Source organism: Trichococcus flocculiformis (assembly GCF_900113645.1).
Lineage (GTDB): Bacteria > Bacillota > Bacilli > Lactobacillales > Aerococcaceae > Trichococcus > Trichococcus flocculiformis.
Genome location: NZ_FOQC01000030.1, coordinates 1 through 19604, shown reverse-complemented (window position 1 = coordinate 19604; position 19604 = coordinate 1). Strand labels below are relative to the sequence as shown.

Sequence of the window (19604 nt, the reverse complement as noted above, 5' to 3'; positions counted from 1 at the left end):
ATTTTTATTCTTTTTCTTCTTCTGGTTCTGTTACTTTGGATGTGTCTTCGACCAATTTATCCAGTTTACTCATGTATTCGTCTGCTGTGATGTTGCCTTTGTATGCATCGTTGATGATGGCATCCATTGCTGGCCAGAAGGAAACGATTTCTGGAACTTTAGGCATGACGACTGAATGAGTGGATTGGGACATTTCCATGACCGCTTTTGCAACAACGTCTTCTTGCACTTCCGCATTTGCCTGAACGACTTTGTTCGATGGGATGACGCCCATTTCCTGGAATTCAGTCATTTGGGAAGTTTCGTTGGACAGGTAGTTAGCCAAAGCCATGGATGCTAAAGGCGCATCTGTCTGTTGGTTGACCGCGAACAATTTAACACCCAAGAAAGCTTTCATCTGAACTTCGCCGCTGCCGAAATCGACTGTCGGGTAAGCCGCAACGCCCATATTTTCGCCCAATGCTTTGGTGACATCATTTTTCGACCAAGGTCCGGAAAGGAATGCGTCCGAAACGCCTGCTTCCAAGTTGGCTAAGGCTTCAGCACCGGACTGGATCACGCCTGGATTGTTCTTTTGAGCTGCGATCCATGCAAGGACTTCAGCACCTTTTTCGTCATTAAAGTTGGTTCCGCTTGGATCTTCACCGGTTTCGCCGTACAAGTAAAGACCGTTACTCATGAACAGCGGTCCGAAGATATAGTTGGCTCCTGCTTCAGCAAAGTTTGTGCCGATTTTGCCTTTTTCAGACAATGTCGTCCAGCTCTTCACATCATCTTCAGTCAGTTTCGCTTTGTTATAGTAGAGAACTTGCGATTCAACGCCGTATGGGTAGCCGTAAAGCTCATCGTTCCACGTTACGCCTTCGACAGCCGACTCCACATTGTTTGCTTTTACTTCATCTGCATATTTTGTGTTCGGATATAACAGACCTGCTTCAGCCATTTGACCGACTTGGTCGTGCGGCATCATGAAAACGTCAGCCGCTGCTTTTGGATCTTTCGAGACATCTTTCTTTGCATCAGCTGAGCTTCCTGCCGCCACTTCAACCGTAACTTCTGGGAATTCTTTTTCGAACTCTGCTACGATCCCTTTGAAGACTTCCACGTGATCTGTGTCCACCCACAATTTGACGTCGCCTTCCACAACGACTTCTCCGGATGTGTTTTCAGCTGAGCCTGTATCGCTTGTATCAGCTGCGCCGCCGCATGCGCCCAAGATTAAAGCAGATGCCCCCAACACTAAACCGCTTCCAAAATACTTTTTCCAATTCGTTTTCACTTACTTGTCCCCCTTGAAATGAATTTCCTTTACATGTTTGATTATGCAACCGATTGCTTCAATAGTCAAGCTTTATTTCTTAAAAAAAGAAAATGGTTCATTTTCCGACAGTGTTTGATTCGTCCCAAAAAGCTTACTTATATAGTTATATAAAGCTTTTCCGGTGAACAATAACCCATCGGACGCCATTCCCTAACTAAAAAAACAAAATGCAACCGATTGCTAAAAGTTCTTGCATCCTACTATGCGATGTGACACAATGTGGGAAAACAAAGAATGAAAAGGAGCCGATACTACTATGAACACTTCCGCACTTTACCATCGCCCTGAAAGCGAATTTGCCTACCTATATGACCCAGAAACGATGCACGTCCGTCTGCGTACTGCTCGTGGAGACGTCCGCGAGATGGGTTTGCTTTACGGGGATCCTTATTTTTTGGACAAAGAAGAGTGGTTCCGCAAACCGCTTCAGATGATCAAAACCCTTTCCACTGATCTTTACGATTACTGGTTCGTCGAAGTCACGGCCCCCTTAAAGCGCCTGTCTTATGCATTTGCCTTGAAGGGCCATGATGGGATTTCCGTATTTTACGGCGATCACGGCGTTTATCCATTAGAAGAAGACTATTTGCGGATGCCGAACAACTACTTCCGGATGCCCTTCTTCCATGAAGTCGATCGCTACAAAACACCGGAATGGGTCAAAAAAACGGTTTGGTATCAGATTTTTCCGGAACGCTTTGCCAACGGGGATCCGAGCAACGATCCGGAAGGCACGCTAGCCTGGGGTTCGGCAGATCCAAGCCGCGAGAACTTCTTCGGCGGCGACCTGCAGGGGGTCATCGACAAGCTTGATTATTTGGAGGACCTGGGTATCAATGGTATCTATTTCTGTCCGATTTTTGAAGCTTCTTCCAACCACAAATACGACACGATCGATTACCTGAAGATCGACCCGGCTTTCGGCGACGCTGAAACTTTCAAAAAACTCGTGGATGAATGCCACAAGCGCGGCATGAAAGTCATGCTGGATGCCGTCTTCAATCATATCGGTGATTCTTCGCCGCAATGGCAGGACGTGCTTGCACACGGGGAAGATTCGCAATACGTCGACTGGTTCCACATCAATGAGTTTCCGGCTTCCTACAAACGCGGTGAAAATTTTGAAGATGCCTACGACATCACCTACGATGTCTTTGCCGCCAACCCGCATATGCCGAAGCTGAACACGGCCAATCCGGAAGTGCAGGATTATCTGCTGAACATCGCCCGTTACTGGATCGAAGCTTTCGATATCGACGCTTGGCGTTTGGATGTCGCGAACGAAGTCGACCACGCTTTTTGGAAAAAATTCCGGATTGTCTGCGATGAGGCCAAAAAAGATTTCTACATTCTCGGCGAGATTTGGCACTCTTCCCAAAATTGGCTGCAGGGCGACGAATTCCATGCCGTCATGAACTATGCTTTCACCGATGCGATCATGGGTTATTTCGTGAAGAATGAACTATCATTGAGTAAAATGGTGTCGGAAATGAACAACCAGCTGATGCTCTACCGCAATCAGACAAACCAGATGCAATTCAATATCCTCGATTCCCACGATACACCGCGTCTATTGACGGAAGCCAACGAGGACAAAGACGTCATGAAACAAGCGATGGCATTTACTTATATCCAGCCTGGCGTTCCATGCCTGTACTACGGGGATGAAATCGGCTTGACTGGCGGGATGGACCCGGATTGCCGAAAGTGCATGGTCTGGGAAGAAGAAAAACAGGATCGCGATCTGCACCGTTTCGTGAAAGAACTGAACGGGATCCGCAAAGAGCAACAAAAAATCCTTTCGGAAGGCACTGTTTATTGGCGCCAGGTATCCGAAGAATCCGGCGTAGTCATCTTTGAGCGCATGCTGGGCGGCGAGGTCATCCGCGGCGCCTTCAATACCGGCGAGCACACGGCACGGGTCGAGCTGATCGGAGAGGCTTTGTTCTCGAACCTTGCGGACGTATCGGACGGGGCCGTCGAATTGGCGCGCAAAGGTTTTGTGTTGATGAAAGAATAATCACTGCCTATTTAGAATTAATAAGAGATGAGGTTGCAGCATGAAAAAATATTGGTGGCAAGAGGTTGTCGTTTATCAGATCTATCCGCGGAGCTTCAGGGACAGCAACGGCGACGGCATCGGTGATATCGCCGGCATGACCGAAAAATTGGACTATCTGGAAAAATTGGGTATCGGAGCGATTTGGCTTTCGCCTGTCTACCAGTCGCCGAACGACGACAACGGGTATGATATTTCCGACTACGAAGCCATTCTCGACGAGTTCGGCACGATGGAAGAGATGGAGCATTTTATCGCGGAAGCCGAAAAGCGCAACATCAAAGTGGTGATGGATCTGGTGGTCAACCATACTTCGGATGAGCACGCCTGGTTTATCGAAGCCAAAAAAGGCAAAGACAATCCGTACCGCGACTATTACGTCTGGGCTGATCCTGCCGCGGACGGCGGCGTGCCGAACGGATTGGGCTCCGCCTTCTCCGGTCCGGCTTGGGAATGGGATGCGGCGAGCGGTCAATATTACTTGCATCTTTTCAGCAAAAAACAGCCGGACCTGAACTGGCAGAATCCAAAAATGCGCCAGGAAATCTACGCGATGATGAATCGCTGGATCGCTAAAGGCATCGGCGGCTTCCGCATGGATGTCATCGACCTGATCGGAAAAATCCCCGAGAAAGGCATCACCGGCAACGGACCGCAGCTGCATGAATTCCTGCAGGAAATGCAGCAAGCGACTTTCGGCAACCACGACCTGCTGACCGTCGGCGAAACCTGGGGAGCGACCCCGGAAATCGCCAAACTGTACTCTGCTCCTGAGCGCAACGAACTGTCGATGGTCTTCCAATTCGAACATATCGGCCTGGACCAAAAATCGAACGGCGAGAAATGGGATCTGCAGCCGATGAAAGTCGCCGAACTGAAACGGATTCTGGCGAAATGGCAAACCGAACTCGGGCACGACGGCTGGAATTCCCTGTTCTGGAACAACCACGATTTGCCGCGGATGCTTTCGCGCTGGGGAAATGACCAGGAATACCGTTCGGAGAGCGCGAAAATGCTGGCGATCCTGTTGCACATGATGAAAGGCACGCCCTACATCTATCAAGGCGAAGAAATCGGCATGACCAATACGCCGATCACTGATATTGCCGAAGCAAGGGACATCGAAACGCTCAATATGTACAACGAGCGCTTGGCGAAAGGCTATTCCGAAGCAGATATCCTGGCTTCCATCAATGCCAAAGGCCGCGACAATGCCCGCCGCCCGATGCAGTGGAACGCTTCTTCCCACGGCGGATTTACGACAGGCACCCCTTGGATTGCCGTGAACAAAAATTATCCGGCCATCAATGCGGAAGCTGCGTTGGCCGATCCGGATTCGATCTTTTATACGTACCAAAAACTGATCCGCTTGCGCAAAGAAAACCCAATTATAATTTGGGGCGAATTCGAGCTGGTCGATACGGTCGACGAAGTCATCAGCTATTACCGGGAATACGAAGGCGAACGCTGGCTAGTCGTGGCCAACTTCTCTGATGCCGCGCAACCGTTCTCGGCTGAAGACGAGATAGCCGAAGTGATCATCCAGAATGACGGGAATGAGATTACCAGTTTGAAGGACATCCAACTGAAGCCTTGGCAAGCTTTCGTGGTGAAGGTGAGCGCATGAGCAGATGGTGGAAAAATGCGGTAGGCTATCAGATTTACCCCCGGAGTTTCCGGGACGCCAACCACGACGGCATCGGCGACTTGCAGGGGATCATCGAAAAACTACCCTATCTGCAATCATTGGGCGTGGATTTCATCTGGCTGAACCCTGTTTACGCTTCGCCGAATGTCGACAACGGCTATGACATTTCCGACTATCAGGACATCCATCCCGATTTCGGGACGATGGCCGATTTCGAGGAACTGTTGGGCAAAGCCCATGCTGCAGGCATCAAAATCATCATGGATCTGGTCGTGAACCATACGAGCGACCAGCATCCTTGGTTTCTGGAAGCAAAAAAAGGCAAAGACAATCCTTACCGCGACTATTATTTGTGGGCGGATGCCACGGAAAACAAGCTGCCGAACGCTTGGCAAAGCTTCTTCGGCGGCTCGACCTGGACTTACGATGACAACTCGGGCCAGGCCTATTTCCATGTCTTTGCGCCGGAACAGCCCGATTTGAACTGGAAAAACCCGCAAGTGCGGGAAGAAATCTACCGGATGATCCGCTGGTGGCTGGACTTGGGGATCGACGGCTTCCGTTTGGATGCAATCAGCCATATCCAGAAAGAACCCTGGGATTTCAGAATCACCGACAATCCATGGGCTCCTTTCATGAATGTTGCGGGGATTGAAGTCTATATGCAGGAACTGAAGGAGATTTTTGATGCTTATCCCATCATGACGGTCGGGGAAGCAAGCGGCGTCTCCAGCAAAAAAGCGGTGCATTGGACAAAAGAGGACGGCTATTTGAACATGATCTTCGAGTTGGAGCATAATGTGCGCGAAGGCCAGCCGGGTGCGGAACGGCTCAATTTGTTGGGGTTCAAAAAGGTGCTTTCCCGTTGGCAGAAGGACTTGGGGTCGAACGGATGGAACGCCCTGTACGTGGAGAACCATGACAATCCGCGGATCGCTTCGATTCTGGGGGACGAATCGCCCAAATCTGCCAAAGCGATTGCGACGATGTACATGCTGCTGAAAGGGACGCCCTTTATCTATCAAGGTCAGGAAATCGGCATGACCAATTTCGCTTTCGAGTCGATGGAGCAAGTCGACGCCCAAGATTCGCATAATCTTTACCGGATTCTCTTGGACAGCGGTGTCTCCCCGGAAGATGCCTTGCGCAACGTCACTCACTGGACGCGGGACCATTCGCGCACCCCGCTGCAGTGGGAAGGCGGCATGTTCGGCGGCTTTTCCGAGTTGCTGCCCTGGATGGCCGTCAATACGAACACCACGCAGGTGAACATTTTTGATCAGGAAAAGGACGAGCAGTCCGTTTTGAGCCATTACAAGCACCTGATCCGGTTGCGGAAGGCGCAGCCCGTCTACGCCGAGGGAACGTTCGAACTGATTCTGAAAAATCATCCGCAGGTCTTTGCCTATCTGCGGAAATCGGACACAAAACAGGTGCTCGTGCTCACGAACCTGAGCCGCAACCCTTGCCAAGTCGATCTGCCGACACGGGTTGCCAACAAAAAATGGCAGTTGCTGTCGACGAATACAACGGACGTGCCTGCTGTTGCAAAGCGGCTGCAGATGCAGCCCTACGATGCTTGGGTGTTTGAGGAAATCGGCTGATTGCCTGCTTATCGGAGTTGCGCGACGGATTGGGTGCCCTGCTCCGGTGAGGGTTCCCACACCGGAGGACAGCGGTAATTTGCAGGCGCTTCTCCTGCGAGCCTGTCCTAGTCGGAGCACAGTCCCCTGAATGTGGGCCGACCTCCGGCAAAGCCTCCGTTCGCCGGAGGAGGACAATCGAGTGCCACAAAAAACAAACAGCGAATGGAACGCCTACAATAGGTTGTCCATTCGCTGTTTGTTTTTCTGGTTCTTCAACATACATTGCCTTCGCTTCTTTTCCAATGATAAACGGCGTGAATCCCTTGTTCCTATTCTCCCAAAATTTCCCGCAACCGCTGCACAATCTTCATCATTTCCGTTTGGTTGACGGAACGGATATCAAACTCGATGATGCCGTTATTGGCTTGATATTCGCGCGCATAGATCGCCGGATTTTGCGTTTTTAACTGACGGATGACTTCTTTGGCATCTATTTCTCCAGACACCTTGACACTGCCCCGAAAGATCTCCCGGCCGGCGCTGTCTTGCACAACCGTAGCTTGTAAAGCGGGTATTTGATTGACCGCTTCGATAAAGGGCGCTAGACGCGCCTTCATCGATTCGCCGCTTTCGCTGCCATTAGCCAGATAATCTTCCACGGCTTGGGCAAACCCCAGAATATTGTCTTTGCCGATCTTCATGGCCCGGCCAATCCCCTTATCTTGCAGCCGCACCCATTCAACCGCGCTTTTTTTGCCGACGACCAAGCCGGCGCTAGGGCCTTCAATCGCTTTGGCTCCTGAGTAGATCACCAAGTCCGCCCCCACTGCATAATAGCCGAACAAATCTTCTTCCGCTGCGGCGTCGACAATCACCGACAAGTCGTACTTTCGGGCCACTGCCACCATTTCGTCCACCGTCAGCATGCTTTTCTGCACGGTATGGTGGCTTTTGACATAAAGCAGGGCCGCCGTTTCCTTGGTGATCATCATTTCCACATGCTCCGGAGTACACACATTTGCATATCCGGCTTCTACGACTTTGCCGCCCCCTTGCTGAACCATGACTTCAACCGGCGTACCGTAATCCACATTGTGGCCTTTGGGCAAAATGATTTCCCGCTGCGTGATTGTTTCTGCATAAGGATGGTAGACATGAAACAAGCTGCCTTTGCCGATGACTCCTGCCACAGATTGGGCGATGCCCGCCGAAGCAGAAGACACAACTTGGGCGTCTTCTGCTTTGAGCAAACCAGCCAAATAAGCGCCGACTTTCACCGACAGATCTTCCATCTCAAAAAAGTGTTCTCCCCCATATTGTTGGGCAGCCAGAACAGCTTGCGATACTTTCGATACACCCAAAATCGTCATCCGACCGGAAGCATTGATAACTTCCTTCAAATCAAACTTCTCATAACTGACCGTCATAGCATTGTCCTCCAATAATGATAGGGATTCTTGGATATTCGTTGCAGCTATCGGATTTCCTTCACCGACCCTAAAAGTAGGCTGTCCTATTCTGATTCCCTGGATAATGTTGTATAACATCATCATACATCAGCCATTCGTTGCTGTACAATTATCTTCAAAATTTCGTTTGTTGGAGTTGCCCATTTGAATCGATGCCCCCCTCCGGTGAGGCTCCCCTCGCCGGAGTTCAGCGGTATCTTACGGGTTCTCCTCCTGCGAGTCCGTCCTCATCGGAGCACAGACTCAAAATGCGGGCCGTGCTCCGGCAAAGCCTCCGTTCACCGGAGGAGAACGACGAAAGGCCGCCTCGAAATGAGGCAGCCTGCATTCGTTCCTATCGCTTACTGCGCTAAATCTACTTCTGTATAATATTCCGTTTCGATCAGTTCTGCCTTATAGTTCTCTTTGTCGACAGAGATCGGGTTTGCCAAATAGGTCGGGACCACTTTAACGCTGTTGTCATAGGTTTCGGTGTCATTTACCGGAACTTCTTCACCTTTGAAGATGGCTTCAATCATCTCGATTGTATTTTTAGCCAAGATACGTGTATCTTTGAATACAGTCTGCGTTTGTTCACCTGCAATGATCGATTTCACGCCTGCTTGGTCTGCATCTTGTCCTGTGATGACCGGCATCGGTTTGTCTGCGGAGCCGTAGCCCACCCCTTTCAAAGAAGAGATAACCCCTAGACTGATCGTATCATTGGGAGACAAGACGGCATCCAATGTTTTATCTGTATAGTTTGCGCTCAACAGATTATCCATCCGTCCTTGGGCAGTCGAACCGTCCCAACGCAGTGTTGCGATTTGGCTGAATTTTGTTTGACCGGAATGCACGACCAGTTGGCCGCTGTCCAGGTACTGTTGGAACACAGACATCACACCATCGTAATTGATCAGAGCGTTATTGTCATCCGGAGATCCACTGAATAATTCGATATTATAAGGGCCTTCACCTTCGCTCAAGTTTAATGCATCTTCGATATATGAAGCCTGTAGAACCCCAACGCCGAAGTTGTCGAATGTGGCATAATAATCCACATGCTCGGAATTCATCAACAGACGGTCGTAAGCGATGACTTCAATATCCTCGTTCGCAGCTTTTTCCAAAACGTTTGTTAAAGCAGAACCATCGATTGGGGCTATAACCAAAAGATCGACGCCTTTCGTTATCATGTTCTCGATTTGCGCAATCTGATTTTCGACTTTGTCTTCCCCGTACTGCAAGTCCGTTTTATAACCCAGCTTCTCCAATTCTGTCACCATGTTGTTGCCGTCCGAAATCCATCGTTCCATCGATTTTGTTGGCATCGCAATCCCAACATAACCACTTTCTCCGGTAGAAGCGTTACCACTTCCGCAAGCTCCCAAGACCACTGCAGATAACAAAGTTGCTGTTGCAAGGATACCTTTTTTCAAACTGAATTTCATTCCGAATTCCTCCACTGCTGATTAATTTTACATCTTTACCACGCTCAAAGGGATAACGCTTACATTAAATGGATTATCCGTTTCCTGGCACCACTTCGCGAATCGTGGCTAGATGGTGTAAAACCATCCAGCTACGATTCGTTCCCATGATTCAAACCCAAAATCTTAACGTTGCACATACAAACTTCCGCATAAACAGACGGTTATTCTTTCGCTAATGCATGACACAATTCTTTTGTAGCTCCGTAGACTTGCGTGTAGAGTGCGTAGGCTTTTTCATAGGCTACGACGTTTTCCGGAATCGGTTGGACGACATCTTTATAGGCAACAAACACGTCCGCGCAAGCAGTCACTGTCGGGAACCATCCGAGTCCGACCGCAGCCAGCATTGCCGCGCCCAGTCCAGGTCCCTGTTCGACTTCCAGACAGGCGATTTCGGCATCGAAAACATCTGCTTGGATCTGCAGCCAATCCGGATTTTTGGCGCCTCCACCGACGGAAACGATCCGCTTGAAGGACTTGCCCGCCACTTGTTCCATCAATACTTGCGAATCCTTCAAGGAGAAGGTGATTCCTTCCAGAACCGCTCGTCCAAAATGTTTGATCGTATGATTCGTATCCATTCCGATGAAACTGCCGCGGATCCGGCTGTCGACATGCGGCGTGCGTTCCCCAACGATATACGGGGTGAACAGCAAGCCATCTGCACCCGGTTTGATCGCATCCATGCCTTCAAGCAGTTCTTCGAACGTGCTGTCCGGCGCGAAAGTATCTTTGAACCAGTTCAGGCTGTGGCCCGCCGCCAAAGTGACGCCCATCGAGTAGTAGCCGTTCTCAATGGTATGATTGAACAGGTGCAATTTGCCTTGGTAATCCTGCTCAGCGGAATCCTCGAATGCGAGGAACACGCCGGACGTGCCGATACTGGCCATACCTGTCTCAGCATCCACGATACCGGCGCCGATCGCAGCGCAGGCGTTATCCGCGCCACCTGCAAAAATCTTCACTTCCTTTTCAAAGCCGAAGCGGTTTGCCAGTTCCGATCGCAAGCTTCCGGTCATGCCCGATGAGACGATCAATTCAGGCAGATGGGTTTCCGGGATGCGGAATTTTTCGAGAATGGCTTTGGACCATTCTTTCTTTTCCACATCCAGAAGCAGCGTGCCGGCTGCATCCGAGTAGTCCATATGCATGGTGCCAGTCATCCAATAGCCCAGATAATCCTTCGGCAGCAGCATGTGCCGCACCTTTTCCCAGATTTCCGGCTCATTTTCCTGGATCCACAGAATCTTCGGCAAAGTGAACCCTTCCAACGCGATGTTTTTCGTGATCGCAAGCAACTCATCCCCGAAGGCATCCGTAATCGACTTGCACTGTTTGGTTGTCCTGACGTCGTTCCACAGAATCGCATTGCGGAGGACATTATTGTCTTCATCCAGCACAACTAAACTGTGCATCTGGCCGGAGAAACTGATTCCTTGCAGTTGTGCAGTGAAGTCTGCAACTTCAGCCTTCAGCTTGTCCAGTACATATTCGCAGGCCAGGATCCATTGTCCTGGATCCTGCTCGCTGTAGCCGGATTTTGGATGAATCAGCGGATAATCTTTCTGTGCGGAAGCTACTGCCTTGCCATGCTCATCCAGCATCAACCCTTTCAATGAACTTGTACCCAAGTCTATTCCTAACACATACGCCATAATTTTTGCTCCTGTTCTGCGCTGTTTATACCAAGTAATCGTTCAAACGGGATTTGACGAATTCAAGATGGCTTGATTCCAATTTGATGTCTCCGTTTTGAAGGGAATATTCTGTCAATGATTCCAAAGTTTCTTCATCCGACAAGATTCTTGCGCCGATCCCTTCATTGTAGCTGGCATAGCGTTTGTCTTTCAGATCGTCGAAGAAGCGTTCTTCTTTCAACTTAGCAGCAGCTTTCAATCCGCGGGCAAAAGTGTCCATTCCAGCGATATGTGCCAACAACAGATCTTCCATCTCGAATGAAGAGCGGCGTACTTTGGAATCGAAGTTGATTCCGCCCGGCGCAATCCCACCGTTTTCAAGGATTTCATACATAGCCAATGTCGTATCGTAGATGTTCGTCGGGAATTCGTCTGTATCCCAGCCTAACAGCATGTCGCCTTGGTTGGCATCGATGGATCCCAGCGCATCGTAGCAACGGGCCACATTCATTTCATGTTCAAATGTATGTCCAGCCAAGGTCGCATGGTTCGCTTCCAGGTTCAGCTTGAAATCGCCTTCCAAACCATATTTTTGGATAAAGGCCATTGTTGTTGCCGCATCGAAGTCATATTGGTGTTTCGACGGCTCCATCGGTTTTGGTTCAATCAGGAACTGTGGTTTGTGGCCGATCTTCTCGCCGTAAGCAACTGCCATTTTGAACAAGCGGGCAATGTTGTCCTGCTCGAATTTCATATCCGTATTCAACAAGGACTCATAGCCTTCACGGCCGCCCCAGAAGACGTAGTTTGCGCCGCCCAATTTCTTGCTGATGTCCAAACCTTTTTTGACTTGTGCTGCCGCATAGGCAAAAACTTCAGCGCTGTTGGAGGAAGCTGCCCCGTTCACATAACGTGGGTGGGAGAACATGTTTGCTGTGTTCCACAACAGTTTGATGCCGGTTTGATCCATCTTCTCTTTGATCAGGTCCGTGATTTCATCGATGTTATTGAAGAATTCTTCAAGTGAATTTCCTTCCGGTGCGATATCGACATCGTGGAAGCAGAAGAATTCAACATCCAGTTTTTCCAAAATTTCAAAGAAAGCTTCCACGCGGTTCTTTGCGGTTTCCATTGGAGTGGAACCTTCCCATGTGCGGATGTTCGTAGGACTTCCGAAAGGATCGGAGCCGTCCTGCGTCATTGTGTGCCAGTAAGCGACACCAAAGCGTAAATGCTCCTTCATTGTTTTGCCCATCACAACTTCTGATGGATTGTAATGGCGGAACGCAAACGGATTCTCCGCGGAAGCGCCTTCATATTTAATTTTATCTACTTTTGAAAAATAACTCATTTCTTTTCCTCCTCAAAAATGTTATCTTGTCTTTAGGTTAGTTCGCTCAACTAACTCATGAACATAATATAAACGATTATTTTTTTGTTGTCAAGCGCTTTCAGAAGATATATGATAGATAACGAAGGAAGAAGGAGTGGTTTTATTGATTCAAAGCAAATATACGATCCGCGAAAACAACGAGGCAACCATTTTGAATGCCATCATCAGCCAGAAAGAAATTTCCCGCGCTGAATTATCCGTCCTTGCCGGTCTGAATAAGGCTTCCGTATCCTCAATCACCAAAAAACTGTTGGAAGACGAGCTGGTTCATGAAGACCGGATCGGCGATGCAGCAAGAATTGGTGGCCGAAAGCCCATCATGCTCACTTTCAACGGGAAAGCTGCACTGACCCTTTCATTGGATGTTGCACCTAATTATGTAGAAGGGCTCATCGCCTACATTGATGGAAAGGTCCTTTATGAGTCCGAAATCAAAGGCATCAAAGTTTCTTCTGACAATGTCCTCGCCTATATCACGGAAATGGTTGAAAAATTGACGCAACATGCGGTGGAAACGCCTCACGGCATCACGGGACTCTGCGTTGCGATCCACGGACTCGTCACTCAGGAAGAAATCATCTTTACGCCCAACTATACTTTGCAGAGCAATCTGAAGGCACAATTAGAAGAAATTTATCCCTTTTATGTATATTTGGAAAATGAAGCGAATCTGGCGGCGCTCGGTGAATATACTTTTGGATCCATTTCGGACAGCGTCGTCAGCCTGAGCATCCATACGGGCATCGGAGCCGGAATTGTCGAAAATGGGAAACTGAGGACCGGGAAAAAAGGTATAGCTGGTGAAATTGGCCACAGCATCCTCTACCCCGATGGCCGAAAGTGTCCTTGCGGCAATGACGGTTGCCTCGAACAGTACGCATCCCATCAGGCCATCTACAGCGAATTGGAACAGATGCTTGCGTTGCCTGACCTCAATTCGTCCGTGGTGATCGAATGCTACAAAAAAGGCGATCCTGTTGTCCAAAAAACACTTCGGACCAATGCGCATTATTTGAGCATCGCCGTCAATAATCTGGCGGTGATCTACGAACCCGATCTAGTGGTGATCAACAGTTCCATCTATTCGCAGATTCCTGAGTTGATCCAGATCCTCAAGAACGATCTCAAAGGGAAATTTTCGCACGAGACTCCTGTCGTCAACAGTTCGCTCAAGCGGAAAGCGACCTTGTTCGGGGGTGTTGCCAAGTCCACGCAGAATTTCCTGAACATTCAGAACCTAAAAATGAATACAGACAACTAAAATCAAAACCACCTGCGCTCCCTGCACGGGTGGTTTTGTCTAGCTCATTTAATTCAGATTCAGCTTCACTTTGTGTCTTTGTAACACTGTACCATTTTACCATCCTAACATTTTACCACTTTAACATTATGGGGGAGGCGCTCGGGTGGATATGCTTGTTCTATAGCATTTTGGGGGAGAAATGTTTGTACATTGAGATAGCATTTCGGTATGATAGTGTTGGAATATGAAGAAGAGGAGGTTGGGTTTTATGAACGGATTTTTAAATAAAATGCCACAAAACTATTTAGATGATATGCTAGTGCGTCTTGCCCACCACTCCGCAGGGATAGAAGGAAATACGATTTCGTTGCCGGCGACAGTCTCGATTATTTTAAATGGTACTCTCCCAATCAGTAGCGGGGCGACCGTGCGCGAATTTTATGAAATTGAAAACCATAAACAAGCCTTTTCTAACATGTTGGATCATTTGGAGAGTAACGACACGCTCTCGGTATCCATAATCAAAGAGGTTCATGCCGATTTAACCGATCGGCTTCAATACGATAAAGGCCAGTTCAAAAAGAACGAAAACTTGATTATAGGGGCAGAATTCCAGACGGCTTCACCATCAGAAACGCCATTTCTGGTCCAACAGTTAGTGGACAACCTGGAATACCGGTTGGAGAACGCAGCTACTGATGAAGAAAAATTAGAGCGCATTTTAGATGCACACATCCAATTTGAACGGATCCACCCTTTTTCCGATGGTAACGGACGCACAGGGCGTGTCATTATGAATTACTCATTGCTTCAAGAGGGATTCCCACCTCTGATTATTGAAAAAGAAACAAAGGCAACTTATATCGAATTGCTAGCTAAGCAAGATTTAGATGGTTTTATGTCTTTTGCCAAGGAAATATTAGCAAAAGAGCAGAAGCGAATGAAAGCATTCCAAAACATGGATCAAGAGCAAATCAAACAGATTGAGTGACACAACCAAAGAGAAGAAGGATGCCCGATTCGATTGGGCATCCTCCTTCTCTTTCTTTTGACCACAATCCCGTTCTCCGGCGTAGCCTCCGTTCGCCGGAGGACGACCCACATTTCAGATCTGTGCTCCGATTAGGGGCAAGCTCGCAGGAGGAGAGCGCGGAACATACCGACCGTTCTCCGGGGAGCCGGCCCTCGCCGGAGAAGACACCCCGCAACAGTGGGTAACCCACAAAAAAGAGCAACAGCTAGGCATTTTCGCCTCATTGTTGCTCTTTTTTTCTTTATACTATTCCTGCTTGCCCTAGCAAGCGAACTAATCTGCCCTTAGATGGACAAATCTTCTCCGTTGCTGGCTATGACTTGTTTGTACCAGTCGAAGGATTTTTTCTTCGTACGTTTCAGCGTACCATTGCCTTCGTTGTCGCGGTCGACGTAGATGAAACCGTAACGTTTCTTCATTTCGCCCGTTCCCGCGCTGACAAGGTCGATACAGCCCCAGCTGGTGTAACCCAACAGGTCGACGCCATCCAAGTTCACGGCATCTTTCATGGCTTCGATATGCGCCGCCATGTAGGCGATGCGGTAATCGTCTTCGACATAGCCGTTTTCGTCCGGCACATCGACAGCTCCCAAGCCATTTTCAACGATGAACAATGGTTTTTGGTAGCGATCGTACATCGCATTCATCGTGATGCGCAGGCCCAATGGATCGATCTGCCATCCCCACTCGCTCGCATCCAAATAAGGATTTTTCACGGATTCAAAAATGTTGCCTGCTGTTTTTGCGTTCACTTCAGGATCAGCGGAAGCTACGCGTGAAGAATAGTAGGAGAAGGAAATGAAATCGACTGTGTTTGCTTTCAGGATTTCTTTGTCGCCTTCCTCCATCTGGATTTCGATGCCTTCGCGCTCCAATTTTTTCAGCGCGTAAGCAGGGTATTCGCCGCGTGATTGCACATCGATGAAGAAGTAGTTTTCGCGGTCTTCTTCTTGCGCTTTGAAGACGTCTTTAGGATCGCACGTATATGGATAGTAGTTCCCGGCGGCCAACATACAGCCCACTTGGTTTTCAGGATCCACTTCATGCGCGATGCGGGTAGCGATTGCGCTGGCAACCAACTCATGGTGCGCAGATTGGAATTTGACTTGCTCTTCGTTTTCGCCTTCTTCGAAGTACAGACCAGCACCCATGAATGGCGCGTGCAGAATCATGTTGATTTCATTAAAAGTCAACCAATATTTAACCAGACCTTTGTAGCGGTTGAAGATGGCGTGGCACAGATTTTCATAGAATCCGACCATCTTGCGGTTGCGCCAGCCGCCGTACTCTTTGATTAAGTGCATCGGGCAATCGAAATGGGTGATTGTCACTAATGGCTCGATTCCGTATTTATGGCACTCTTTGAATAAGTCTTCGTAGAATTTCAGACCTTCTTCATTCGGCTCGGCCTCGTCTCCATTAGGGAAGATGCGTGTCCACGCGATTGATAAACGGTATGTTTTGAAGCCCATTTCGCCAAATAGTGCGATGTCTTCTTTATAGCGGTGATACATGTCGATAGCTTCCAACGCAGGATAGAAATGCTCATCATCAAAATCAAACATTTTCATTTTGCCTGTGATGACAGCCCCTCTGTCCTTGCCGACGGGAACAACGTCGACGTTCGCTAAGCCGCGTCCGCCTGCGTTGTATCCACCCTCACATTGATTGGCAGCAGTAGCGCCGCCCCATAAAAAGTCTTCTCTTAAAGCCATTTGCCATCCTCCTCGATCTTTTATACAGAATAATTGAATGAGCTGTTCATCACTTTCGCTTATGCAAAAGCTTCCAGCGACCGCTACCAATTGATAGAAGCTTCCCGGTATCGGTTACATTAATAATACTAACACTTTTGGGCGAAAAATGTAAATATTGTTAGACAAGGAATCAAATTATTGTGTACTCACAGTCAAAAGAGAAGGCACGCTTGCCTTACTTCGGAGAGCGTATGGTCTTTTCCTCCTGTGAACGCTCCTTCTGCCGGAGGAGGAGTTCCAAAAAGATCATCACCTCCGGCCAGCAGCCGCTCACCGGAGTTGAGCACCTCGGTTCAAGTTGGTATTCCTGAATGTTCGAAGCACACCCACATCCCCAAACAAAAAAGACGCCCCGCTAGAGAGCGCCTTAGCTGTCTTGTCAGTCCGGCGGGCCGATCAGATTCGCAAGCATAAACCCCACGATAGCGACCAAGAAGAACAGGCCGATCGGTATCAACAGAAACACCAAAATCGAGCGCTCCTGATCCTTCTTTACGGCCAGGATTCCCATCAATGACGCGAGGATCGCAGCCGTAAAAGCAAGATAGATCACGCTCCCCAACAAGGGGCTGTTGATCAGATTGGGATATTCGATGCTATTTCCTATCGCGGAAGAAATCCGGTTCGCTGCAATCCCCAGCACAAGGAACGCAGCAAACAAACTCACGGACCATTTGCCTTTGGACGTTTGCGGAAGAAGTCGATTCTTCACAATGGTTTCCCCTCTTTTCTGTACCAGAACAGACGCACTTTACAATTGTGTTATCAGATGGTTTCTTCAACTCGATTATACGCCCATCCGAGCGGCTGTACAATTTTCCCAAACGTACAAAAACCATAGAGTCAGTATTCTGTTACTGTTTGAATTTGGTTCAGATCAACAGGAAAATGAGCGGTATTTAGAGCGCGCCAGTGGTTTTTGTTTTGTTTAATTTTGGGCGTGACTTATACTGAAGGTGTAAAATCGTCTTTATTTTTTCTTCAAGCATCCAATCCGTTCATTTGCATAGTGGTATTTGGACTAAATAAAGGAGGAACCGACAATGGGAAAATTTTCTAGTTTCGTCAAAGGGCTTGTGATCGGCGGAGGGATTGCCCTGCTGCTGTCACCGAAGCCTGGTAAGGACATCCGCAAAGATTTGGCCGACAAAGCCGATGAAGCGTTGGACAAGGTGATGGACTACGCCGATCAGGCCACGGAAACCGCCAAAGAAACTGCGAAAGAGGCCGTCGAGCAAGTCAAAGAAAAGGCCCAGGAAACGACCGACACAGTGAAGCAAAAATTCGCCGCAAAAGCTCCTGAGGCAGAGGTAAGATTCGATGCGGAAACGGAAGCGCAAGCGACCGAGTCGGACAAACTTGATCCGATCGAGGAAGCGCTGAAGACATTATGAGCGTAGATGAAGAAGTGACTTTATAGTTCCATGTCATTAACTTAAACAACTTGATAACTGTAAAAGCGAGGATGCATTCACATTATGCGTTCTCGCTTTTTTGATTATGGGGCTGGGGAGCATTTCATCTGAACGGCGCTTCGTGACTCACAGGGGCAAAACATTATTCCCCACAGCAAACATGTGTTTTTAATCACAAAATTCTAATCATTCCCTTTTTTGATTGCGTTTTCTCTAATGAAAGTTTCACAATTACATTGACACCGTCCTGTGATATCGATAGAATATCAAAGATACATAACAAAATGGTGTGAAAGCACTTATTGGAGGATTTGGTATTTTATGGATGCACTATATAATTTTTTGGCGGACTATGTGAATGTTCTCTTATGGGACTACTTTCTGACGTATGGCCTCTTGTTCGCCGGATTGTACTTCTCGATCCGCTTCGGTTTTCCGCAAATCACGCGCATGTGGGAAGCTTTTAAACAAGTTTTCGGTAAATTATTCAATAAGGACGCTTCTCAGGAAGGTTCGATGTCTTCTTTCCAAGCTCTCGCGACCGCCATAGCCGCCCAAGTCGGGACAGGGAACGTTGCGGGTGTGGCGACAGCCATCCTCGGCGGCGGACCAGGAGCGATTTTCTGGATGTGGGTGTCCGCTTTCCTCGGTATGGGTACGATTTTTAACGAAGCAATCTTAGCTCAGGTCTACCGCATGCGCGATCGCAACAAGGGCGATCTCGTCGGTGGACCGGCGTTCTACCTTTCCAAAGGGGTCGGTTCCAATGCTTTGGCTAAATTCTTCTCCGTCTCACTTATCGTAGCGTTGGGTTTCATCGGTAACATGGTCCAATCCAACTCGATCGCATCGGCAGTGACTACCGCCTTCGCCATTCCGGAATGGGTGACCGGCTTCCTGGTTGCTTTGGCAGCTATCCTGATTTTTGCAGGTGGAATGAAGCGTATTGCATCTTTCGCCGAATTCGTGGTTCCGATCATGGCGCTTGTTTACATCGTTTCCAGTCTCGTTATTTTATTCCTTTTCCGCGATAATGTGGTCCCTGCTCTCAAAATGATTTTTGTCGGAGCCTTTTCACCCCAAGCTGCAATCGGTGGTATCGCCGGTGCTTCCGTAAGAGCCGCAGTCCAAAAAGGTGTGGCGCGCGGTCTGTTCTCGAACGAAGCTGGAATGGGTTCGACACCGCACGCGCATGCTGTGGCGCACGTCGATCACCCGGTACAACAAGGTTTGGCAGCGATGGTTGGTGTCTTCATCGATACCGTCGTCGTCTGTTCCGCTACAGCACTGATCATTTTGGTTACTGAATCCTACATGGATCCAGCGCTGAAAGGTGCACAAGTGACCCAAGCCGCCTTCTCAATCGCTTTCGGAGGTAGTGGATCCGTCCTTTTGGCCATCTGTCTGACTTTCTTCGCCTTCACGACGATCATCGGCTGGTACTACTTCGGCGAATCGAACATCAAATACCTGTTCGGAACGAAAGGTGTTCTGCCTTATCAGATTCTGGTGGCAATCTTCATATTCCTGGGCGCCTTGCAGGAAGTCGATATCGTTTGGATGCTTGCCGA

Annotated in this window: 14 protein-coding genes; 7 read left to right on the top strand and 7 right to left on the bottom strand. The window is 48.7% G+C overall.

All coding sequences use genetic code 11. The features are described 5' to 3' along the window. Positions 1-4 precede the first annotated feature (4 nt). The gene (locus BMZ71_RS10060; protein ID WP_086989986.1) at positions 5-1279 is read right to left on the bottom strand and encodes an extracellular solute-binding protein; all 1275 of its coding nucleotides are present in this window, start codon (positions 1277-1279) and stop codon (positions 5-7) included. A gap of 298 nt (positions 1280-1577) precedes the next feature. Between BMZ71_RS10060 and BMZ71_RS10055 the strand changes: the two genes are divergently transcribed. The 3 genes from BMZ71_RS10055 to BMZ71_RS10045 are packed head-to-tail and all read left to right on the top strand — an operon-like array spanning position 1578 to position 6632. Then, entirely contained in the window at positions 1578-3341 is a 1764-nt protein-coding gene (locus BMZ71_RS10055; protein WP_086989983.1) for a glycoside hydrolase family 13 protein, read from the top strand. A gap of 40 nt (positions 3342-3381) precedes the next feature. Then, complete coding sequence (locus BMZ71_RS10050) at positions 3382-5007, top strand: glycoside hydrolase family 13 protein (protein ID WP_086989981.1); 1626 nt, start codon at positions 3382-3384, stop codon at positions 5005-5007. Continuing rightward, positions 5004-6632: a glycoside hydrolase family 13 protein gene (locus BMZ71_RS10045; RefSeq protein ID WP_086989978.1), complete on the top strand. Its 1629-nt coding sequence runs from the start codon at positions 5004-5006 to the stop codon at positions 6630-6632. Before BMZ71_RS10050 ends, BMZ71_RS10045 begins: the two co-directional genes overlap by 4 nt. 311 nt (positions 6633-6943) lie before the next feature. Here the strand turns inward: BMZ71_RS10045 and BMZ71_RS10040 are convergent, their stop codons facing one another. The 4 genes from BMZ71_RS10040 to xylA all read right to left on the bottom strand — a co-directional run bounded on the left by BMZ71_RS10040 (position 6944) and on the right by xylA (position 12543). After that, positions 6944-8041 carry a DgaE family pyridoxal phosphate-dependent ammonia lyase gene (locus tag BMZ71_RS10040; RefSeq protein ID WP_086989975.1) on the bottom strand — a complete coding sequence of 366 codons (1098 nt, stop codon included), beginning with the start codon at positions 8039-8041 and terminating at the stop codon, positions 6944-6946. 383 nt (positions 8042-8424) lie between these two features. Then, a complete protein-coding gene (chvE, locus tag BMZ71_RS10035; protein ID WP_086989973.1) occupies positions 8425-9513 on the bottom strand; it encodes a multiple monosaccharide ABC transporter substrate-binding protein in 1089 nt (362 codons plus the stop codon). Between the two features lie 203 nt (positions 9514-9716). Further along, positions 9717-11210 (bottom strand): xylulokinase, encoded by a 1494-nt coding sequence (gene xylB, locus BMZ71_RS10030; protein ID WP_086989971.1) that lies wholly within the window; start codon positions 11208-11210, stop codon positions 9717-9719. Between the two features lie 25 nt (positions 11211-11235). Beyond that, positions 11236-12543 carry a xylose isomerase gene (xylA, locus tag BMZ71_RS10025; RefSeq protein ID WP_086989968.1) on the bottom strand — a complete coding sequence of 436 codons (1308 nt, stop codon included), beginning with the start codon at positions 12541-12543 and terminating at the stop codon, positions 11236-11238. A gap of 145 nt (positions 12544-12688) precedes the next feature. On the opposite strand from xylA, the gene BMZ71_RS10020 reads away from it, so the two are divergent. Next, positions 12689-13846 carry an ROK family transcriptional regulator gene (locus BMZ71_RS10020; RefSeq protein WP_086989965.1) on the top strand — a complete coding sequence of 386 codons (1158 nt, stop codon included), beginning with the start codon at positions 12689-12691 and terminating at the stop codon, positions 13844-13846. Between the two features lie 250 nt (positions 13847-14096). After that, a complete protein-coding gene (locus BMZ71_RS10015) occupies positions 14097-14819 on the top strand; it encodes a Fic family protein (protein WP_086989962.1) in 723 nt (240 codons plus the stop codon). Between the two features lie 326 nt (positions 14820-15145). On the opposite strand, the gene BMZ71_RS10010 is transcribed toward BMZ71_RS10015, so the two are convergent. After that, on the bottom strand, positions 15146-16576 hold the full coding sequence (locus tag BMZ71_RS10010; protein WP_086989959.1) for a 6-phospho-beta-glucosidase: 1431 nt from the start codon (positions 16574-16576) through the stop codon (positions 15146-15148). 421 nt (positions 16577-16997) lie between these two features. Continuing rightward, positions 16998-17330 carry a hypothetical protein gene (locus tag BMZ71_RS10005; RefSeq protein WP_086989958.1) on the bottom strand — a complete coding sequence of 111 codons (333 nt, stop codon included), beginning with the start codon at positions 17328-17330 and terminating at the stop codon, positions 16998-17000. A 331-nt stretch (positions 17331-17661) separates the two neighbouring features. Here BMZ71_RS10005 and BMZ71_RS10000 point away from each other — a divergent pair, with 331 nt between their 5' ends. Then, complete coding sequence (locus BMZ71_RS10000; protein ID WP_086989956.1) at positions 17662-18012, top strand: YtxH domain-containing protein; 351 nt, start codon at positions 17662-17664, stop codon at positions 18010-18012. A gap of 342 nt (positions 18013-18354) precedes the next feature. Then, on the top strand, positions 18355-19604 hold a 1250-nt coding region (locus BMZ71_RS09995; protein ID WP_093234135.1), incomplete at its 3' end, for an alanine/glycine:cation symporter family protein.

Bases quoted from the DNA above. Each gene is read 5' to 3' on its own strand.
- BMZ71_RS10055 (WP_086989983.1), top strand. From the start codon at position 1,578: ATGAACACTTCCGCACTTTACCATCGCCCTGAAAGCGAATTTGCCTAC.
- BMZ71_RS10010 (WP_086989959.1), bottom strand. From the start codon at position 16,576: ATGGCTTTAAGAGAAGACTTTTTATGGGGCGGCGCTACTGCTGCCAAT.
- BMZ71_RS10000 (WP_086989956.1), top strand. From the start codon at position 17,662: ATGGGAAAATTTTCTAGTTTCGTCAAAGGGCTTGTGATCGGCGGAGGG.
- BMZ71_RS10045 (WP_086989978.1), top strand. From the start codon at position 5,004: ATGAGCAGATGGTGGAAAAATGCGGTAGGCTATCAGATTTACCCCCGG.
- xylB (WP_086989971.1), bottom strand. From the start codon at position 11,210: ATGGCGTATGTGTTAGGAATAGACTTGGGTACAAGTTCATTGAAAGGG.
- BMZ71_RS10050 (WP_086989981.1), top strand. From the start codon at position 3,382: ATGAAAAAATATTGGTGGCAAGAGGTTGTCGTTTATCAGATCTATCCG.
- BMZ71_RS10040 (WP_086989975.1), bottom strand. From the start codon at position 8,041: ATGACGGTCAGTTATGAGAAGTTTGATTTGAAGGAAGTTATCAATGCT.
- chvE (WP_086989973.1), bottom strand. From the start codon at position 9,513: ATGAAATTCAGTTTGAAAAAAGGTATCCTTGCAACAGCAACTTTGTTA.
- xylA (WP_086989968.1), bottom strand. From the start codon at position 12,543: ATGAGTTATTTTTCAAAAGTAGATAAAATTAAATATGAAGGCGCTTCC.
- BMZ71_RS10015 (WP_086989962.1), top strand. From the start codon at position 14,097: ATGAACGGATTTTTAAATAAAATGCCACAAAACTATTTAGATGATATG.